16 protein-coding genes and 1 pseudogene are annotated in these 15,809 nt (G+C 72.1%); 9 read left to right on the top strand and 8 right to left on the bottom strand.

All coding sequences use genetic code 11. The features are described from left to right. Positions 1-26 precede the first annotated feature (26 nt). Positions 27-923: a VOC family protein gene (locus ACIRP2_RS08405; RefSeq protein ID WP_404247836.1), complete on the bottom strand. Its 897-nt coding sequence runs from the start codon at positions 921-923 to the stop codon at positions 27-29. A 369-nt stretch (positions 924-1,292) separates the two neighbouring features. On the opposite strand from ACIRP2_RS08405, the gene ACIRP2_RS08400 reads away from it, so the two are divergent. Beyond that, complete coding sequence (locus tag ACIRP2_RS08400) at positions 1,293-1,940, top strand: TetR family transcriptional regulator (RefSeq protein ID WP_404247834.1); 648 nt, start codon at positions 1,293-1,295, stop codon at positions 1,938-1,940. Between the two features lie 275 nt (positions 1,941-2,215). On the opposite strand, the gene ACIRP2_RS08395 is transcribed toward ACIRP2_RS08400, so the two are convergent. Both ACIRP2_RS08395 and ACIRP2_RS08390 read right to left on the bottom strand, forming a co-directional pair. Continuing rightward, a complete protein-coding gene (locus ACIRP2_RS08395) occupies positions 2,216-2,737 on the bottom strand; it encodes a nitroreductase family deazaflavin-dependent oxidoreductase (RefSeq protein ID WP_404247832.1) in 522 nt (173 codons plus the stop codon). Then, complete coding sequence (locus tag ACIRP2_RS08390; RefSeq protein WP_404247830.1) at positions 2,737-3,993, bottom strand: acyl-CoA dehydrogenase family protein; 1,257 nt, start codon at positions 3,991-3,993, stop codon at positions 2,737-2,739. Before ACIRP2_RS08390 ends, ACIRP2_RS08395 begins: the two co-directional genes overlap by 1 nt. A gap of 171 nt (positions 3,994-4,164) precedes the next feature. Between ACIRP2_RS08390 and ACIRP2_RS08385 the strand changes: the two genes are divergently transcribed. From ACIRP2_RS08385 to ACIRP2_RS08365, 5 genes are all read left to right on the top strand, one after another. After that, positions 4,165-5,334 (top strand): thiolase C-terminal domain-containing protein, encoded by a 1,170-nt coding sequence (locus tag ACIRP2_RS08385; RefSeq protein ID WP_404247828.1) that lies wholly within the window; start codon positions 4,165-4,167, stop codon positions 5,332-5,334. Positions 5,335-5,618: 284 nt separating this feature from the next. After that, entirely contained in the window at positions 5,619-6,359 is a 741-nt protein-coding gene (locus ACIRP2_RS08380; protein ID WP_404247826.1) for a pyridoxal 5'-phosphate synthase, read from the top strand. 146 nt (positions 6,360-6,505) lie between these two features. After that, positions 6,506-7,417 carry a zinc metalloprotease HtpX gene (gene htpX, locus ACIRP2_RS08375; RefSeq protein WP_404247824.1) on the top strand — a complete coding sequence of 304 codons (912 nt, stop codon included), beginning with the start codon at positions 6,506-6,508 and terminating at the stop codon, positions 7,415-7,417. Positions 7,418-7,426: 9 nt separating this feature from the next. After that, positions 7,427-8,011, top strand: coding sequence for a hypothetical protein (locus ACIRP2_RS08370; protein ID WP_404247822.1), 585 nt, complete (start codon positions 7,427-7,429; stop codon positions 8,009-8,011). A 34-nt stretch (positions 8,012-8,045) separates the two neighbouring features. Further along, positions 8,046-8,636, top strand: a complete 591-nt coding sequence (locus ACIRP2_RS08365) for a DUF1707 domain-containing protein (protein ID WP_404247820.1) — start codon at positions 8,046-8,048, stop codon at positions 8,634-8,636. A gap of 198 nt (positions 8,637-8,834) precedes the next feature. Here ACIRP2_RS08365 and ACIRP2_RS08360 read toward each other — a convergent pair whose 3' ends face one another. Further along, positions 8,835-9,278 (bottom strand): Zn-ribbon domain-containing OB-fold protein, encoded by a 444-nt coding sequence (locus tag ACIRP2_RS08360; RefSeq protein ID WP_404247818.1) that lies wholly within the window; start codon positions 9,276-9,278, stop codon positions 8,835-8,837. After that, positions 9,275-9,727: a DoxX family protein gene (locus tag ACIRP2_RS08355; protein ID WP_404247816.1), complete on the bottom strand. Its 453-nt coding sequence runs from the start codon at positions 9,725-9,727 to the stop codon at positions 9,275-9,277. Before ACIRP2_RS08355 ends, ACIRP2_RS08360 begins: the two co-directional genes overlap by 4 nt. Before the next feature lie 170 nt (positions 9,728-9,897). Here ACIRP2_RS08355 and ACIRP2_RS08350 point away from each other — a divergent pair, with 170 nt between their 5' ends. Next, positions 9,898-11,085, top strand: a complete 1,188-nt coding sequence (locus ACIRP2_RS08350) for a flavin-containing monooxygenase (protein ID WP_404247814.1) — start codon at positions 9,898-9,900, stop codon at positions 11,083-11,085. A 155-nt stretch (positions 11,086-11,240) separates the two neighbouring features. Here ACIRP2_RS08350 and ACIRP2_RS08345 read toward each other — a convergent pair. Next, positions 11,241-11,426 (bottom strand): annotated as a pseudogene (locus ACIRP2_RS08345) (hypothetical protein); the annotation flags it as partial. Between the two features lie 88 nt (positions 11,427-11,514). Between ACIRP2_RS08345 and ACIRP2_RS08340 the strand changes: the two are divergent. After that, the gene (locus ACIRP2_RS08340) at positions 11,515-12,501 is read left to right on the top strand and encodes an AraC family transcriptional regulator (RefSeq protein WP_404247812.1); all 987 of its coding nucleotides are present in this window, start codon (positions 11,515-11,517) and stop codon (positions 12,499-12,501) included. Positions 12,502-12,583: 82 nt separating this feature from the next. On the opposite strand, the gene ACIRP2_RS08335 is transcribed toward ACIRP2_RS08340, so the two are convergent. After that, positions 12,584-13,939 carry an alpha/beta fold hydrolase gene (locus ACIRP2_RS08335; RefSeq protein WP_404247810.1) on the bottom strand — a complete coding sequence of 452 codons (1,356 nt, stop codon included), beginning with the start codon at positions 13,937-13,939 and terminating at the stop codon, positions 12,584-12,586. A 46-nt stretch (positions 13,940-13,985) separates the two neighbouring features. On the opposite strand from ACIRP2_RS08335, the gene ACIRP2_RS08330 reads away from it, so the two are divergent. Continuing rightward, positions 13,986-14,612, top strand: coding sequence for a TetR/AcrR family transcriptional regulator (locus ACIRP2_RS08330; protein WP_404247808.1), 627 nt, complete (start codon positions 13,986-13,988; stop codon positions 14,610-14,612). Positions 14,613-14,779: 167 nt separating this feature from the next. On the opposite strand, the gene ACIRP2_RS08325 is transcribed toward ACIRP2_RS08330, so the two are convergent. Then, complete coding sequence (locus tag ACIRP2_RS08325) at positions 14,780-15,661, bottom strand: NAD(P)H-binding protein (protein ID WP_404247806.1); 882 nt, start codon at positions 15,659-15,661, stop codon at positions 14,780-14,782. Positions 15,662-15,809 lie beyond the last annotated feature (148 nt).

Below are 15,809 nucleotides of genomic sequence, written 5' to 3'. Positions count from 1 at the left end.
CCGGGGGCGGACCTGGGTGTCACAGCTCACTCTGCCCTTTTCCCGGACACACGGGGCTGAAGTACGGCGAACACGGCACCCTGATCGTCCTGGAGGACCGCCATCCGCCCGTACGGGATGTCGAAGGGCGGTGCCGAGATCCGGCCGCCGAGGCGTACGGCGTGTCCGGAGGTGGCATTGCAGTCCTCGACGGCGAAGTAGGTGAGGAAGTAGCTGGGCATCTCGGCCGGGAAGGCGTCGGTGATGACGCTGCGCCCGCCGACCGCGGTGTCCGGTCCCGGTTCCGTGCCCGCCGGGGACCACATACGGAAGTCGACGTCGCGGCCGGACTCCGCCGCGCCGGGCCCGTCCGCACCGGGCTGCTCCTCGCCGGGTTCTCCCCCGCCGGATTCCTCCTCGCCGGGTTCTCCCCCGCCGGATCCCGCCCCGCCCGGAGTGCCGAGGTCGGTGCCCTGGAAGCCGAAGACCTCCTCGTAGAAGGCGTCGACGCGGTCCTTCTGCCGGGTGTGGACCTCGGTCCAGCAGAAGGAGACCGGTTCGTTCTGCTTCTCGAACCCCTCGCGGTCACCGGCCTGCCAGAGCCCGAAGACCGCTCCGCCGGGGTCGGCCGCCTGGGCGACCGCTCCGGCCCGGCCGGCCCGGACGGGGTCGGTGATCACCTGACCGCCCGCCTCCCTGACGCGGGCGACGGACGCGACGATGTCGTCGGTGGCGAAGTAGATCCCCCAGGCGGTGGGCATCCGGCCGTCCTGCTTGGCGGCGAGCGCGGCGACGAGCTTCCCGCCGCTGAAGGCGTCCGCGTACGGGCCGTCCCCGGCCCGGAAGGTCCAGCCGAACAGCTCACCGTAGAAACGCTTGCCCGCTTCGAGGTCGGGCAGCTGCACGTCCACCCAGCACGGCGCGGATTGCGCGAATGCGGCCATGGGCCCGGTACCTCCGTCGCGGTCGTTCGCGGTCGTTCGCGGTCGCTCAGCGGTTTGTTCGCAGTTGTCCGCGGTCGCCCCCGGTCGCTCGCGATTCACCACGGTGACGCTCGTCACAGCTAACGTAACCGCGGGTGGCACACGCCGCCCCCCGACCCGTCCACATCGAACACATTTCCGACAGAAGAGTTCCTTGCTCGCCGCGTCACCGAAAGTTATCCACCGAAGTTATCCACAGGCTGTTGATAAGACTTATCCCCTGTGGGGCGCATGCGTCGATATCCGGCCACTCCCCCCGGCACGTCTGCGGCGCTCCCCATTTGCACTCGGCCGAATCGCGCTCCGATCACCCCTCGGTAAGCTGACGGCATGACAGGACAAGTGCGCACCGTCGACGGCCGCGTGGCCGGTCGACGCGGACAGGCGACGCGGCAGAAGCTGCTCGACTGCCTCAGTGAGATGCTCAGTTCCTCGCCGTACCGGGACGTCAAAGTCATCGACGTGGCCCGGAAGGCGGGGACTTCACCCGCGACCTTCTACCAATACTTCCCCGACGTCGAGGGCGCCGTCCTCGAAATCGCCGAAGAAATGGCCAAGGAGGGCGCCGAGCTGACCGAACTGGTCGCAGGCCGCTCCTGGGTCGGCAAGGCCGGCTGGCAGACCTCCGAAGAACTCGTCGAGGGATTCCTCGACTTCTGGCGACATCACGACGCGATCCTGCGCGTGGTCGACCTCGGAGCGGCCGAGGGCGACAAGCGGTTCTACAAGATCCGCATGAAGATCCTGAACTCGGTCACCAACTCCCTTACGGACGCGGTGAAGGAGCTCCAGGCCAAGGGCAAGGTCGACAAGGACGTCAGTGCCGCCGCGATGTCGGGCTCACTGGTCGCGATGCTGGCCGCGGTCGCCTCACATCAGAAGGGCTTCACCACCTGGGGCGTGAAGCAGGCCGAACTCAAGCCGAATCTGGCACTGTTGGTACATCTGGGCATCACCGGCAAGAAGCCGACGAAGTAACGTCGGCACCGGCCGCCACCCACACCGGGCCACCTCCCTCACCGGGCACCGCGGCCGTTCCGGGCGCCCCAGGTCCTGTCTCACACACGGCGGACCGCATGCGTGGTCCGCCGTCTGTGCACCCGGACCGTTCCACGCATCGCCCCAACAGCCCTTTGTGTGAACTGTTTTCGCACCCCCCACCGGGCGGTTCCCCCGCACGGGCGCCATGTGCCGCCCTCCCCGCCCGTCGCTTCCGCGTCCATCGCTTACGCGTCCGGCCGCGTGCAGCCCGGTCAGCCCCCGTCGGCCCGGCCGCCCCCGTCGGTCCCGGAGTCGTCCCGTCGTTCCAGCCTGAACAGCCGGATCTCCCGCTCGACCCGCGCCTGGTAAGTCGCGTAGGGCGGCCAGAACTTCAGCGCCGTCCGCCACACCGCCTCCCGTTCCGCCCCCTCCAGCAACGTGGCGCGCACCGGAATGTCCCGACCCCGCCAGTTGACGACGGCCCGGTCGGGCCCGGCCAGCAGATTCGCGGTCCAGGCCGGATGCCCCGTACGGCCGAAGTTGCTGCCGACCAGGATCCAGCTCCGCTCCGTCCCGTTCTCCGGCATGCAGGCCAGCGGAGTGGTCCTGGGCCGCCCGCTCCTCGCGCCCGGCACCGTCAGGATCAGTCCCGGCAGCATCTTGGCGCTGAGCAGCACCTTTCCGCGCGTGAGCCGGTGCACCGCGCGGTCCATGGCGGGGACGACGTGCGGGGCGACCCTCGCGAACGCGCGGGTGGAGGACACCTTCTGGATCAGCCGGACGCCGGGCGCCATCAGACCGCCACCCGCTCGGCCGATCCGGGGGCGGACGACGCCGGGCCGCCGGACACCCGACCGGCGGACGCCCGCCCGCTGTTCGACGACGCGAACAGCCCCGCCCGGTGCGCCGCATGGTCACGGAGCCGGTGAACGGGGCCGAAGAGCAGTTCGTCGGCCGCGGCCCGCCGGAAGTACGGATGCGCCTCGTGTTCCCCGGCGAAACCGGTCCCGCCGGGCAGCTGAACGGCCTCGGTGGTGGTGATCCGCAGCACCTCCAGCGCCTGGGCGAGGGAGAGACCCCCGGCCGTCGGCTCCCAGGCCGCGTAGTACGCGGCGGAGCGGGCCGCCTCCACCCGTACGTACAGATCCGCGAGGCGCGGCTCCACGGCCCGGAAGGAGCCGGCCGCTCCACCGAGCCGCTCACGCGCCCTGACGTGCGCGACGGTTCGCTCCAGCGCGCCCGCCGCCGCGCCCACCGCCTCCGCCGCGAGCAGGGCGGCGACCCCGCGCCCGGCCGAGGCGAGTGCTCCGGTCACGTCCACGCTGTCGTCCGCGCCGAGGAGCTCGGCCTCGGCGTCGCGGAGTTCGACGCGGGCCAGCGGGCGGGTCTCGTCCAACTGGGTCAGGCGGGTGCGGACGACTCCGGCCGCCGTGTCGGGGCGGACCAGGAAGAGGAGCGTACGGCTGCGCGGGAAGCCGCCGGTGTGAGCGGCGACCAGGAGGAGTCCCGCGCTGTGCCCGCCGAGGACCTGGGCGGCCTCGCCGTACAGCCGCCAGCCCTCCGCACCGCCGACCGGCCTGGCCTGTACGCCGCCGGCCCGGCCGCCACCCGCCCAGGCGCCGCCGGTGGGGTCACCGGTGAGGCCGAGCGCGGTGGGGAGCGAGCCGCCGGGCACGGCCAGGGTCGCGGTGAGCCCGCCCGCGGCGATGCCCGGCAGCAGAGCCGTGCGCTGGGCATCGGTGCCGAGGGCGACGATCAGGGGCGCGGCGAGTGCCGCGGTGGGGATCAGGGGCGACGGCAGCAGGGCGCGTCCGGTCTCCTCGCAGGCGATCGCGAGCTCGACGAGGCCGCGGCCGGCGCCTGCGTACTTCTCGGGGAGGGCGAGTCCGGGCAGTCCGGGATCCCGGGCGAGCTGACGCCACAGGGCCTCGTCGTACCCGTCGGCGCTCCGCACGGCGCTGCGGACGTCGGCGGGTCCGCAGCGTTCGGCGAGCAGCTCGCGCAGGGTGCGGCGGATCTCGTCCTGTTCCGCGGTGAAGGCGGCATCCATCGTCGGACTCCTTCCCGTCAGGGGCCTTCGACCCCTGATCTGACGGCCCGTCATGCTAGGGGTGAATCCACGAGATGCCCAGAGTCGCGCAGCCGAAGTGACGGGTGGGGACGGGAAGATCCCGCTTGCCGGCCGGTCCGTACGCATCGAATCTGATGTACCGTCAGATTCATGCCTTCTTCCCACCGCAAGGTCGCTGTCGTCGGCATATCCCTCGCCGACTGCGGGCGCGTCGACGAGGCCACGCCGTACGCCCTGCACGCCCAGGCCGCCCGCCGGGCGCTCGCCGATTCGGGCCTGGACCGGTCCGTGGTCGACGGTTTCGGCTCCGCCGGACTCGGCACGCTCGCCCCGGTGGAGGTCGCCGAGTACCTGGGGCTGAAACCCACCTGGGTGGACTCCACCGCGGTCGGCGGCTCGACCTGGGAGGTGATGGCGGCCCATGCGGCGGACGCCATCGCGGCGGGTCACGCCAATGCCGTACTGCTGGTGTACGGGTCGACGGCCCGCGCGGACATCAAGGCGGGCCGCCGTACGTCCAATCTCTCCTTCGGGGCGCGCGGCCCCCTCCAGTTCGAGGTGCCGTACGGGCATTCGCTGATCGCCAAGTACGCGATGGCCGCCCGTCGCCACATGCACGAGTACGGGACGACCCTGGAACAGCTCGCCGAGGTGGCCGTCCGGGCACGGGCGAACGCGGCGGCCAACCCGGACGCCATGTTCCGTGACCCGATCACCGTGGACGACGTGCTGTCGGGGCCGATGATCGCGGACCCCTTCACCAAGCTGCACTGCTGCATCCGCAGCGACGGCGGCTGCGCGGTGCTGCTGGCCGCGGAGGAGTACGTGCCGGACACGGCGAAGGAACCGGTGTGGATCCTCGGTACGGGGGAGCACGTCTCGCACTCCACCATGTCCGAGTGGGACGACTTCACAGTCTCCCCCGCGGCGGTCTCGGGCCGCCTGGCGTTCGAACGGGCCGGGGTGCGGCCCGCGGACATCGACCTCGCCGAGATCTACGACGCGTTCACCTACATGACGCTGGTGACGCTGGAGGACCTGGGGTTCTGCGCGAAGGGCGAGGGCGGCGCGTTCGTGGAGAAGGGCCGGACCGGCCTGACGGGCGAGCTGCCGGTCAACACCGACGGCGGCGGACTGTCCGCCTGCCACCCCGGGATGCGCGGGCTGTTCCTGCTGGTGGAGGCGGTACGGCAGCTGCGCGGCGAGGCGGGCGGGCGCCAGGTGCGCAGGGCCGGCGGACGGCTGCCCGAACTGGCGGTGGCGTCGGGGACGGGCGGCTGGTTCTGCTCGTCGGGGACAGTGGTGCTCGGGCGGGGGTGAGGGGGCCGGCCGCACCGCGACGACCGTGGCCGCTCCCTCGAGCCCTTCGAAGTCGTCCGCGTCGCGGGTGAAGAGCGGCACCCCCTGACCGAGGCGATGGACGCGATCACCAGGTCCATGCCCGGGGCCGGGGATCACGCCGGGCGGCGATCATCGGAGCCACCGGGCTCCCGCAGCGGGCGGCGGCGCCTGCCGAAGGGAAGCGGCTCGACGTCGGTCACGGCGGCGCCGGGCTCCTCCGTCCGGGCCACCCGTACGCAGGCGCCATGCGCTGCAATGGGGCCATGAACGACGTACAGAGGCCCCACGGACAGGGGACCGAGACGCAGGGGACCGACGCGCGGGAAGCACACGCGCGCACGTCCCACGCACAGCAGAGCTTCCTGGATCTGCTCCACGCCCAGCGGGTCTGGGACGTGGAGCTCCCCTCCTTCGACCCGGACACCGCGCCCTGTGCCCCGCTGCCCCTCTTCCACGCCTGGTTCGCCGAGGCCGTGGCCGCCGGGCAGACCGAGCCGCACACGATGTCGCTGGCCACCGTCGACGCCGACGGCCGCCCCGATGTGCGGACGCTGATGCTGCACGACGTGGACGAACGCGGCTGGCACTTCGCCACGCACCGCACCAGCGCGAAGGGCCGCCAGCTCGCCGCCCGCCCGCACGCCGCGCTCGCCTTCTACTGGCCGGCGCAGGGGCGGCAGGTGCGGGTGCGGGGCCCGGTCACCGAGACGAGCCGGGCGGAGAGCCTGGCCGATCTGCACGCCCGCTCGACCGGGGCCCTCGCCGCGGCGCTGACCGGGGCGCAGAGCGAGGTGCTGGGCTCGCGGGAGGAGCTGGCCCGGACCGCCGACGCCGCCTGGGAGCGGGCGCGGGCCGAGCCGGACGCGCAGGTGGCGAGCTGGACGCGGTACGTGGTCGAGCCGCAGGAGGTCGAGTTCTTCCAGGGCGACGCGGAGCGACGCCACGTACGGCTGCGCTACCGCCGGGACGGCGCGGTCTGGACGCGGGAGCTGCTCTGGCCCTGAGTGCTCTCCCGGTGCCGGGGCGGCGGCCGTCGGCGGGGCGTCCCACGGACGGACGCCGCCCCGGCGGACCGCCGTTTTTATTCGGTTGAGACACCAAAGGAGCACTATGGGAGAGAGATGGAGACAGGTGAGGACTGGAGGCACCGATGAGCCGAACCCGTTCCCGTTACGCCGCCGACCGCGGGCTGACCACACGCATGGTGACCACCATGTTCCTGATCGGACTCCTGTACGTGGTCCTGGTCGGCGTGCTGCTCGCGGTGCTGCGCGGCGCCTGGCCGATCATTCTGATCCTGGTGGGCGGCATGTTCATCGCGCAGTTCTGGTTCAGCGACCGCATCGCGGCGTTCAGCATGGGAGCCCGGGAGGTCACCCCCGAGGAGGCCCCGGAACTGCACGGCACCGTCGACCGGATCTGCGCGCTGGCAGACATGCCCAAACCCCGGGTGGCGATCGCCCGGAGCGATGTACCGAACGCCTTCGCCACCGGCCGGAACGAGAAGACCGCCCTCGTCTGCGCCACCACCGGGCTGCTCCGCAGGCTGGAGCCGGAGGAGCTCGAGGGCGTGCTCGCGCACGAGATGTCGCACGTCGCGCACCGGGACGTCGCCGTCATGACGATCGCCTCGTTCCTCGGCGTGCTGGCCGGCGTCATCACCCGCGTCGCCCTGTGGGGCGGCCTGTCCCGCAACAGCCGGAGCAATGACCCCGTCGGTATCGCGATCATGCTGGTCCCGCTGGCCAGCGCGGTCGTCTACTGCCTCAGCTTCCTGCTCACCCGGCTGCTCTCGCGCTACCGCGAGCTCTCCGCCGACCGCACCGCCGCCCTGCTCACCGGCCGCCCCTCGGCGCTCGCCTCCGCCCTCACGAAGGTGAGCGGCCAGATGGCCCGCATCCCGACCGAGGACCTGCGGAAGGCGGAGCCGTACAACGCCTTCTACTTCATGCCCGCGTTCTCCTCCAAGGAGAGCCTCAGCCGACTGCTCTCCTCCCACCCGACCCTCGAACAGCGCCTCGACCAGCTGGCCCGCATCTCCGCCGATCTCGCCCGCCCGTAAGGAACGTCCATGGGTCTTCTCGACACCATCCTGGGCCGCAGCAAGCCGGTCCGCCCCGACCTCGACCAGCTCTTCGCCGTGCCCTCCGCCGCCCTCACCCTCCAGGCGGGCGCCGGCTTCACCCCCACCGGCCTCGGATCGGTCTGCTTCGCGGGCGTCGAGGGCGGCACTTTCGCCCGCGTCCAGCAGGACGTGCGCGAACTGCTCGACGCCGACACCGACCGGGGCGGCATCCCGGTGGAGTTCAGCCAGGACACCTACGGCTACACCTGGCTGCTCGCCCGTCAACCGGCCGATGACACGGCCTCCCTGGTCAACGATCTGCACGCGGTCAACACCCTGCTCCAGGACGGCGGTTTCGGGCCGCAGCTGCTCTGCTCGCTGATCGGCTTCCGGGACGCGCGGGAGCGTCCGCTCGCCCTGGTCTACCTCTACAAGCGCGGCACGTTCTATCCGTTCGCACCCCTGCCCGGCGGCGTCGAGAAGCGGGACAACCAGCTGGAGTTGCAGGTCAGAGCGGTACTCGGGGACGACCTCAGGATGGAGAAGGACCTGGCCCGGTGGTTCCCGGTGTGGGGGGCGCCCGGATTGTGAGCCGGGCGCCGAACCCATCCGTATCATCAGGTCCATGACTGCTGAGCACCCCGCCCCCGCCGGTGGGCAGCGCGCGTCCGACGCCGACCGCGAAGCGGTGGTGGACCAGTTGAGGGAGGCCGCGGCCGAGGGCCGCATCGACCTCGACGAGCTGGACACGCGACTGGGCGCGGCACTGGTCGCCAAGACCTACGCCGAGCTGGCGCCCCTCACCGCCGACCTGGGGCCCGCACCGCAGGACGCGGGGAAGCCGCTGGTCCTCAGGGGCGGTGTCCACGGCACGGCGCGCACCGGGCGCTGGAAGGTTCCCGCGCACATCGACGTGGACGCCGGCATGGGCGGCGCCAGGCTCGACTTCACGCAGGCCGAGTGCCGGCTGCGCGAGATCTTGCTGCAGGTCGACGGGCAGATGGGCGGGGTCAGGATCACCATCCCCGCGGGCTGGACCGCAAAGACCGACGAGGTCGATCCCGCCATGGGCGGAGTCAAGGACCGGACCACGGCGCAACGGCTCCCGGGTGCCCCGCTGATCCGTGTCACCGGCACGGCCGGCATGGGCGGTGTGGTCGTCCGCCACCCCGGCGCGTGGGAGCGGTGGAAGCTGCGGCGCGGCACATCGCGCTGAGAGCCTGTCGGGCAACCTTCGATCGGACAGCGGACGCGGTCTGGTGCGTGCGATTCCAAGGCGCCGGGATGTCCTTGTAGCGGAGCTACTAGGACATTTCGGCAACGCGGGAGGGGGTCCCCCCTGGCCCTTAAGGCCTTGGGGGAGTGCGTGCCAGGGCGTGGCCGCCCGATCAGAGGCCGCCCGACAGGCTCTGAGTCATGCCGGGCGGGCGGCGGAGCCGGGGCCGCCCCACGGCCGGAAGACCGGGACGGCCTCCCCGCCCGCCTCGTGCCGGAAGGCGACCCGGAGCCGCATGCCGATCGCCAGGCCGGACTCCTCGCACTCCACGATCTCCGTCATCATCCGCGGCCCCTCGGCCAGGTCGACGACGGCGGCCGTGTACGGGACGCGGGCGCCGAACGGCGGCAGGTCGTTGCGGTGGACGACGGACCAGGTGTACAGCGTGGCGTCCCCGCTCGCCCGCTCCCAGGCGACGTCCTCGCTCCAGCAGTGCGGGCAGAACTCGCGGGGGTAGTGGTGGGCGCGCCCGCAGGCGCGGCAGCGGCGCAGCAGCAACTCCCCCCGGGCGGCGGCGTCCCAGTAGGGGCGCGTGAAGGCGTCGGGCTCGGGGAGGTCGTGACGTACGGTGGCCGCGGTCACAGGAAGAGTCCGATCGCTTCGTCGAGGGACCACGTCTGCCAGGACATCGCGAAGAGCGCGACGAGCGAGATGAGCGCCATCATCGCGTTCTGCCCCTGTTCGGCCCAGTCATGGATCATCAGCACGAGATACAGGAGGTTGAGCAGGAGTCCGGCGACGAGGGCGACGGGAGTGAGGAATCCGGTGATCAGACCGAGCCCCAGGGCGAGTTCGGCGTACACGACGAGATAGGCCATGGCCTTCGGGCGCGGGGCGACGATCCGCCGGAAGCCGGTGCGGACGGCCGCCCACCGGTGCTTGCCCGCCACATCCGCGGCCCAGGCGATCCCCGTACCGCGCTCGAACCAGCCCTTCTTGTCCTTGTGCCGCCAGCTCTCCAGCCACCACAGGCCGAGTCCTATCCGAAGAACGGCGAGCCACTCGGCTCCGCCGAGCCAGATCGTCTGCATGGGGCCTCCCCGGTCGCTGAATCTGACGGTACGTCAGTTCACCTGATGGGGGCGGCTCGCGCAAGAGTCGTGCGGAATGTGCGCGGGAGGCTCACACCCGTGATCAATTCGCAACCGATTCCGGTCTTGACCGAGACCCATCAAGCGGGTGCGCGATTACGCTCCGAACCATGTCCGACAGCGCACTTACCGCCGGTAGCCCCGCCCAGGCCCCCACCGACCTCACCGAGGACCGGCCCGTGTACGTCATCGGCGGCGGTCCGGGCGGTCTCGCCGCCGCCGCGGCCCTGCGCGAGCAGGGGGTACGGGCGGTCGTGCTGGAGAAGTCGGCGAACGTGGGAGCGTCCTGGCGCCGCCACTACGACCGGCTGCACCTCCACACGACCCGGCGCTGGTCCGCGCTGCCGGGGCTCGCCATGCCACGCCGGTTCGGACGCTGGGTGGCCAGGGACGATGTGGTGCGCTACCTGGACAAGTACGTCGAGCACCACGAGCTGGAGGTGGTGACCGGCGTCGAGGTGTCCCGCATCGACCGGGCCCCGGACGGGGCGGGCTGGCGCCTGACCGCGACCGGCGGCCGGATGCTGACCGGCCGGGCCGTCGTCGTCGCCACCGGTCACAACCACACCCCGCGCGTCCCCGACTGGTCCGGCCGCGACACCTACACCGGCGACCTGGTGCACGCCGCCGACTACCGCAACCCGGCCCCGTACGCGGGCAAGGACGTCCTCGTCGTCGGCATCGGCAACACCGGCGCGGAGATCGCCGTCGACCTGGTGGAGGGCGGGGCGTCCCGGGTCCGGATCGCCGTGCGCACCGTGCCGCACATCGTGCGCCGCTCGACCGCGGGCTGGCCCGCCCAGGCGACCGGCATCCTGGTACGCAGACTGCCGGTCCGGCTGGTCGACCGGGCCGGTCGCCTGATGGCCCGGATCGCCGTGCCCGACCTCGCCGCACAAGGGCTGCCGCGCCCGGACACCGGCCTGTACTCACGCGTCAGGAACGGCGCCATTCCGGTGCAGGACGTAGGGCTGATCGACGCGGTGAGGGGCGGCCGGGTGGTGCCGGTGGCGACCGTCGAGTCGTTCGACCGGGACGCGGTGGTGCTGGCCGACGGGGAACGGATCACCCCGGACGCGGTGATCGCGGCGACCGGCTATCACCGGGCCCTGGAGGGACTCGTCGGCCATCTCGGCGTGCTGGACGCGCGGGGCAGGCCGGTGGTGCACGGCGGCCGCACCCCCAAGCAGGCGCCCGGCCTGTACTTCACCGGGTTCACCAACCCGATCAGCGGCATGTTCCGCGAAATGGCCCTGGACGCACGGAAGATCGCGAAGAGGCTGTCACGCACGGGCTGACCGTTCGGGCACTGCGGCGGGGATCGCATCGGTGACGGGCCGGCCGCAGGAGACCGTGCGGGGCGCCAGGAGGGCTTCGGGGCCACTCGAACGCTTCCGTCACCGCGGCGGTGGAGCCGCCGGAGGTGGCTCCACCGCCCCAGCCGGGCGGGCAATTACAGGTGGGCGCTGATCACGCCGCCGGCGCTGAGCACGATGTAGACGCCGTTGGCGTCGAGCCCGGCGTCGTGCTGGTTCGCCTCCAGCGTGCCGTACACCACGCCCTGGCGGCCGAGGATCTTCGCGCGGTACCGCAGCTCACCGACCTTCGTGACCTCGGCCGTCCAACCGCCCGCGAGCTCACCGGCCCGACCGACGGCGGGGGTGTCCGCCCGGTCCGACGCCCTGCTCACCGCCCCGTTCGCCACCCCGGCTGCGTACCGTTGCCGCATGGACGTGTTCGACGAGTTGTTGCGTGGCGTGCGGGGGAAGGGGTCGCTCTTCGGTCGTTCGGTGCTGTATCCGCCGTGGTCGCTGAGGTTCACGGACGGCGCCTATCTGACCCTGTGCATGCCGCTGCGCGGCGAGGGGTGGATCGTCCCGGAAGGCGGGAACGGGGACGGCGGTCGCGAGGGCGACGGCAGCGGTGCTTCCGCCGCGCGCCGGGTGCGGGCCGGCGAGGCCGCGATCGTGCGGGGTCCGGCCCCGTTCGTCTTCACCGACGCACCGGCCACGGGCCCGGAACCGGGCACGTCCACGCACGAGGTGCACTGGGGCACCGGGCCCGGGACGGACCCGCCGCCGGACGAACTCAGCGGCCCCACCGTGCTGTTGGCCGCCGCCTACGACGTGCACGCCGAGGTCCCGCGACGGCTGCTCCGGGTCCTTCCGCCGGTGCTCGTGGTGCCGGACGAAGAGGACTGTGCGCCGCTGCGCGACTATCTGGAGACGCAGATCGGCGGGGCGCGGCCGGGTCGGCAGATCGTGCTGGACCGGCTGCTGGACTGGCTGCTGGTGTGCACGCTCCGCGACTGGTTCGACCGCCCGGAGGCGGCCCCGCCCGCCTGGTACCACGCCCTCGGCGACGAGATCGCCGGCCCGGCCCTGAGCGCCCTGCACGAGGACCCGGCGCATCCGTGGACGACGGCGGAGCTGGCCGCACGGGCCGGGGTCTCACGGACCACGTTCGCCAAACGGTTCACGGAGCTGGTCGGGGAGGGCCCGGTGGCGTATCTGACCGAATGGCGCATGACGCTCGCCGCCGACCTGCTGAGCCGCCAGGACCTGACGGTGGCGGCGGTGGCCCGCCGGGTGGGGTACGCCGACGCGTTCGGCTTCAGCGCGGCGTTCAAGCGGGTCCGGGGCATCAGCCCGAGCGCGTACCGCCGTGCGCCCGGCGCGCGGGGCGAGCCGGACCGGGAGACCCCGGCAGGCTGACGCCCCGCCCCGCTGCCCGGCCTTTTCCGGGCTCCCGCTCCCCGGCCTTTCCCGGACCGAATACGTCGTCCTTGGCTGGTCTTCATTCGTGGTCGCGCAGGAAGGCAGGGATCTCGTCGCGGGTCGGGGAGTTCGGCAGGGGCGCCGGCTTGTCCTGAAGGAACGCAGTGATGACGGCGGCGGCTCGGTCGTTGTTGTCGTCGAGGCCGTTCCAGATGTGGTGTCCGACTCCTGGCATGTACTGCGTGCGCTGGATGGCGGGGTCACCGGCAAGGATGGCGGTCGCCCATTGACGGATCTGGGAGGAGCACTCGGCGATCATCAGCATCGCGGGGGTCCGGGACTGCCTCAGTCGCGGCGCGATGGAGGGCGATTCCTTGACCGTCTGCTGGACGCGGAGGCTGGCGGCGGGGCTGAAGGAGAAGTTCTGCGCGGTGTCCTCGACGGGGATGCGGTGCGCGTCGCGCGCGCAGTAGGCGGATGCGGTGTCGCTGCCGAGGTCTGCGGCGGTGAACGCGTTGTCGCCTTCGGCCTGTCCGATCAGCCCGGTGTGGGGGGTGAGGAGTCCGAGTCTCATGAGGCCGAATCCCACGGCATACCGGGGGACGTGCGTCGAGCGCGGTCCGGTCGGGGCCGGTGCGAGGCCGCGCGCGGATTCTCGGCCCTTGTGCCCGGTGATCCGCGTGGTGGGGCCGTCCGCCGGACCGGGGTCGGCGATGATCGCCCGGTGCACGCGCGCGGCGACGCCGGGGTCGGCCAGGGCTCGCGTGAGCACGACCGCTCCTGCCGAGAATCCGAGGATGTCGGCCCTACCCCTACCCAGACGGTCGGTGAAGGCGGCGAGGTCGCGGACCGACCTGGAGATCGTGTACTGGTCCATGGGGAGCAGATCGCTTCGTCCACCGCCTGCCTGCTCGTAGGCGTAGACGTCGTAGCCCTGCCGTGCCAGGAGTTGCAGGAACCGATGGTCGAGCAGCGAGATGCCGCGGACCGGTCCGCCGTTGAGGTACACGAGCGGAACGGGATGCCGGGGGCCGGGCCCCGCGGGCGGGTAGTGATACACCGCGACGCGGCTGCCTGTGGCCAGGCTCCAGTGCTGCGTGGCCACGAACGGCAATGCCGACGGGTATTGCCGGGCCGCAGGCGCGGTCGGGACGCAGACGGACGCCGTCAACGCCGCCGCGACGGCCACCGGCAGGAACGGCACGAGCCGCGCCGCCCGGGCGCGACGCCGACTCCGCCACAGCGCGGCGACGGTCCCGACGCCAAGGGTCGGTATCCATGCGCCGAGCCCTGAACCCGCTCCGTCCGTGAGGACGATCAGGACGAGAAAGAGGGCGACCAGCGCCGCGACGGCGGCCAGGGCCGACAGTAAGCGGCCGGTGAGGCCGGCAAGGCGTATGGCGAACGTGGGCAAGGTGGACCTCCATCGTTTCATAACGCTGTTTCAAAACGACGTTATCAAAGAGGGTAGGCTCCTCGTCATGGGTAGGCCGAGAACAAACGACGAGACCGTCAAAGAGCGACTCGTGGAGTGCGCGACCGAGTTGCTCGCCACCCGTCCGCAGGAGTCGGTCACAGTCCGGGCCGTGGCCACGGCCGCCGGGACGTCAACGGCGGCGGTGTACTCCCTGTTCGGGGGCAAGGACGGACTGATCGGAGCGGTACGCGGCACCGCCGTCACCGGCCTGTTCCGAGCCGTGACGGCGGTGCCGACCTCCGAGGACCCCCTCGCCGACATCTACGCGCTGGCCGCGGCATACCGACGATGGGGACGCGAACACAGCCACCTGTACTCGGTGCTGTTCGGTGGGGTGCAATCCTTCGAGCCGTCGGGGGCGGTCGGCGCGAGTGACCCCATTCGACCGCTCGTCGCGGCGATCGACCGGGCTGTGAAAGAGTCCGTGCTCGACGGCCGGGTGACGTCGATCGCTCTCTCGCTCTGGGTGACCCTGCACGGGCTCGTGACCCTTGAACTGGCCGGGGCCCTCGACGCCCCCACAGCACAGGCCGCGTTCCGATCGACGATCCACGCCACGCTGCGCGGATGGACGACCCCTGCGGTATTCCGCAGACTTCGCCAGGCCGGACCGGCTCCTTGGACAGAGTAGGGGCCGGTATCCGGGTTCTCCCGGTCCTGGCCGGAGCGGTGGCGCCCGGTCGGTGAAGACCGTCATGCCGCGGCCGGCCATCGGCCGGGGCCCGCTTGACGCTGTTGAGCTCGACCATCGCGGCAGCGGCTCGCCGGACTCGTCGCGGCTCGATCCCGGCGCCCGGCTCAGGCGGTCCAGGCGCCCGCGTCCGCCGCCCTGCGCACGAACTCACCGAAGTCCCGCGGTTCGCGCCCCAGCGCACGCCGCACGCCGTCGGTGACCGGAGCCTCCCGGCTCGTACGGATCGGCTTCATCGCGTCCGTCCACAGCACGGCCTCTTCCGGGGCCATCCCCTGGGCGACCAGTCCGGCCCGGAACTCCTGCTCGGGGACCGGGACATAAGCGGCCCGCCGCCCGGTGACCTTCGCGATCTCGGCCAGCGCGTCGTCGACGGTGAGCGCCCTCGCCCCGGACAGCTCGTACACCTGGCCCTCGTGACCGGGCCGGGTGAGCGCGGCGACGGCGACGTCCGCGATGTCCTCCGCGTCGACGAACGCGGCGGCCCCGTCCCCCGCGGGCAGTGCCAGCTCACCGCCCATCACCCCGTCGAGGAACACCCCCTCACTGAAGTTCTGCGCGAACCACCCGGGCCGCAGGATCGTCCACGGCACCCCCGAGGCCCGCACCGCGATCTCCCCCTCCAGATGCGGCCCCGTCCCGTCGTAGGAATCCCCGAAGTACCCCGGCACGTCGACGCCCCGGGCGGACAACAGCACCAGCCGCCCGATCCCGGCCGCCGCGGCCCGCTCCACCAGAGCGGGGGTCCGGGAGGGCGTCAGGTCCAGCGGAACGATGTACGCCGCCGCTGCCCCCTCCAACGCGGCCTCCCAGGTCCCCCGGTCGTCCCAGTCGAACGGCGTGTCCCCGGACCGCGAGGCCACCCGCGTCCGCACCCCTTGCCCCCGCAACCGCTCCACGACCCTGCGCCCGGTCTTCCCGGTACCTCCGATGACGAGTACGGGCCGGCCGGTTCGGGGGTTCTGTGCGTTCTGCGCTTTCTGTGTCATACGGAAAGCCTGTCCCAGCGCCCCGCCCACCGGCCATGTCCCGGAATCCGGAATGAATGTCCGACCGTCCGGGGTGCGCCTCGCGATCTCCGCCGCGACGGTCCGTCAAGGCCCTCGCTATCGTGGCGTCCCTCACGCTCCCCTTCCT

This window comes from Streptomyces sp. NPDC101194, assembly GCF_044767885.1.
GTDB lineage: Bacteria > Actinomycetota > Actinomycetes > Streptomycetales > Streptomycetaceae > Streptomyces.
Note: the sequence above shows the minus strand (reverse complement) of the source record. Positions and strands in the feature narration are given on the sequence as shown.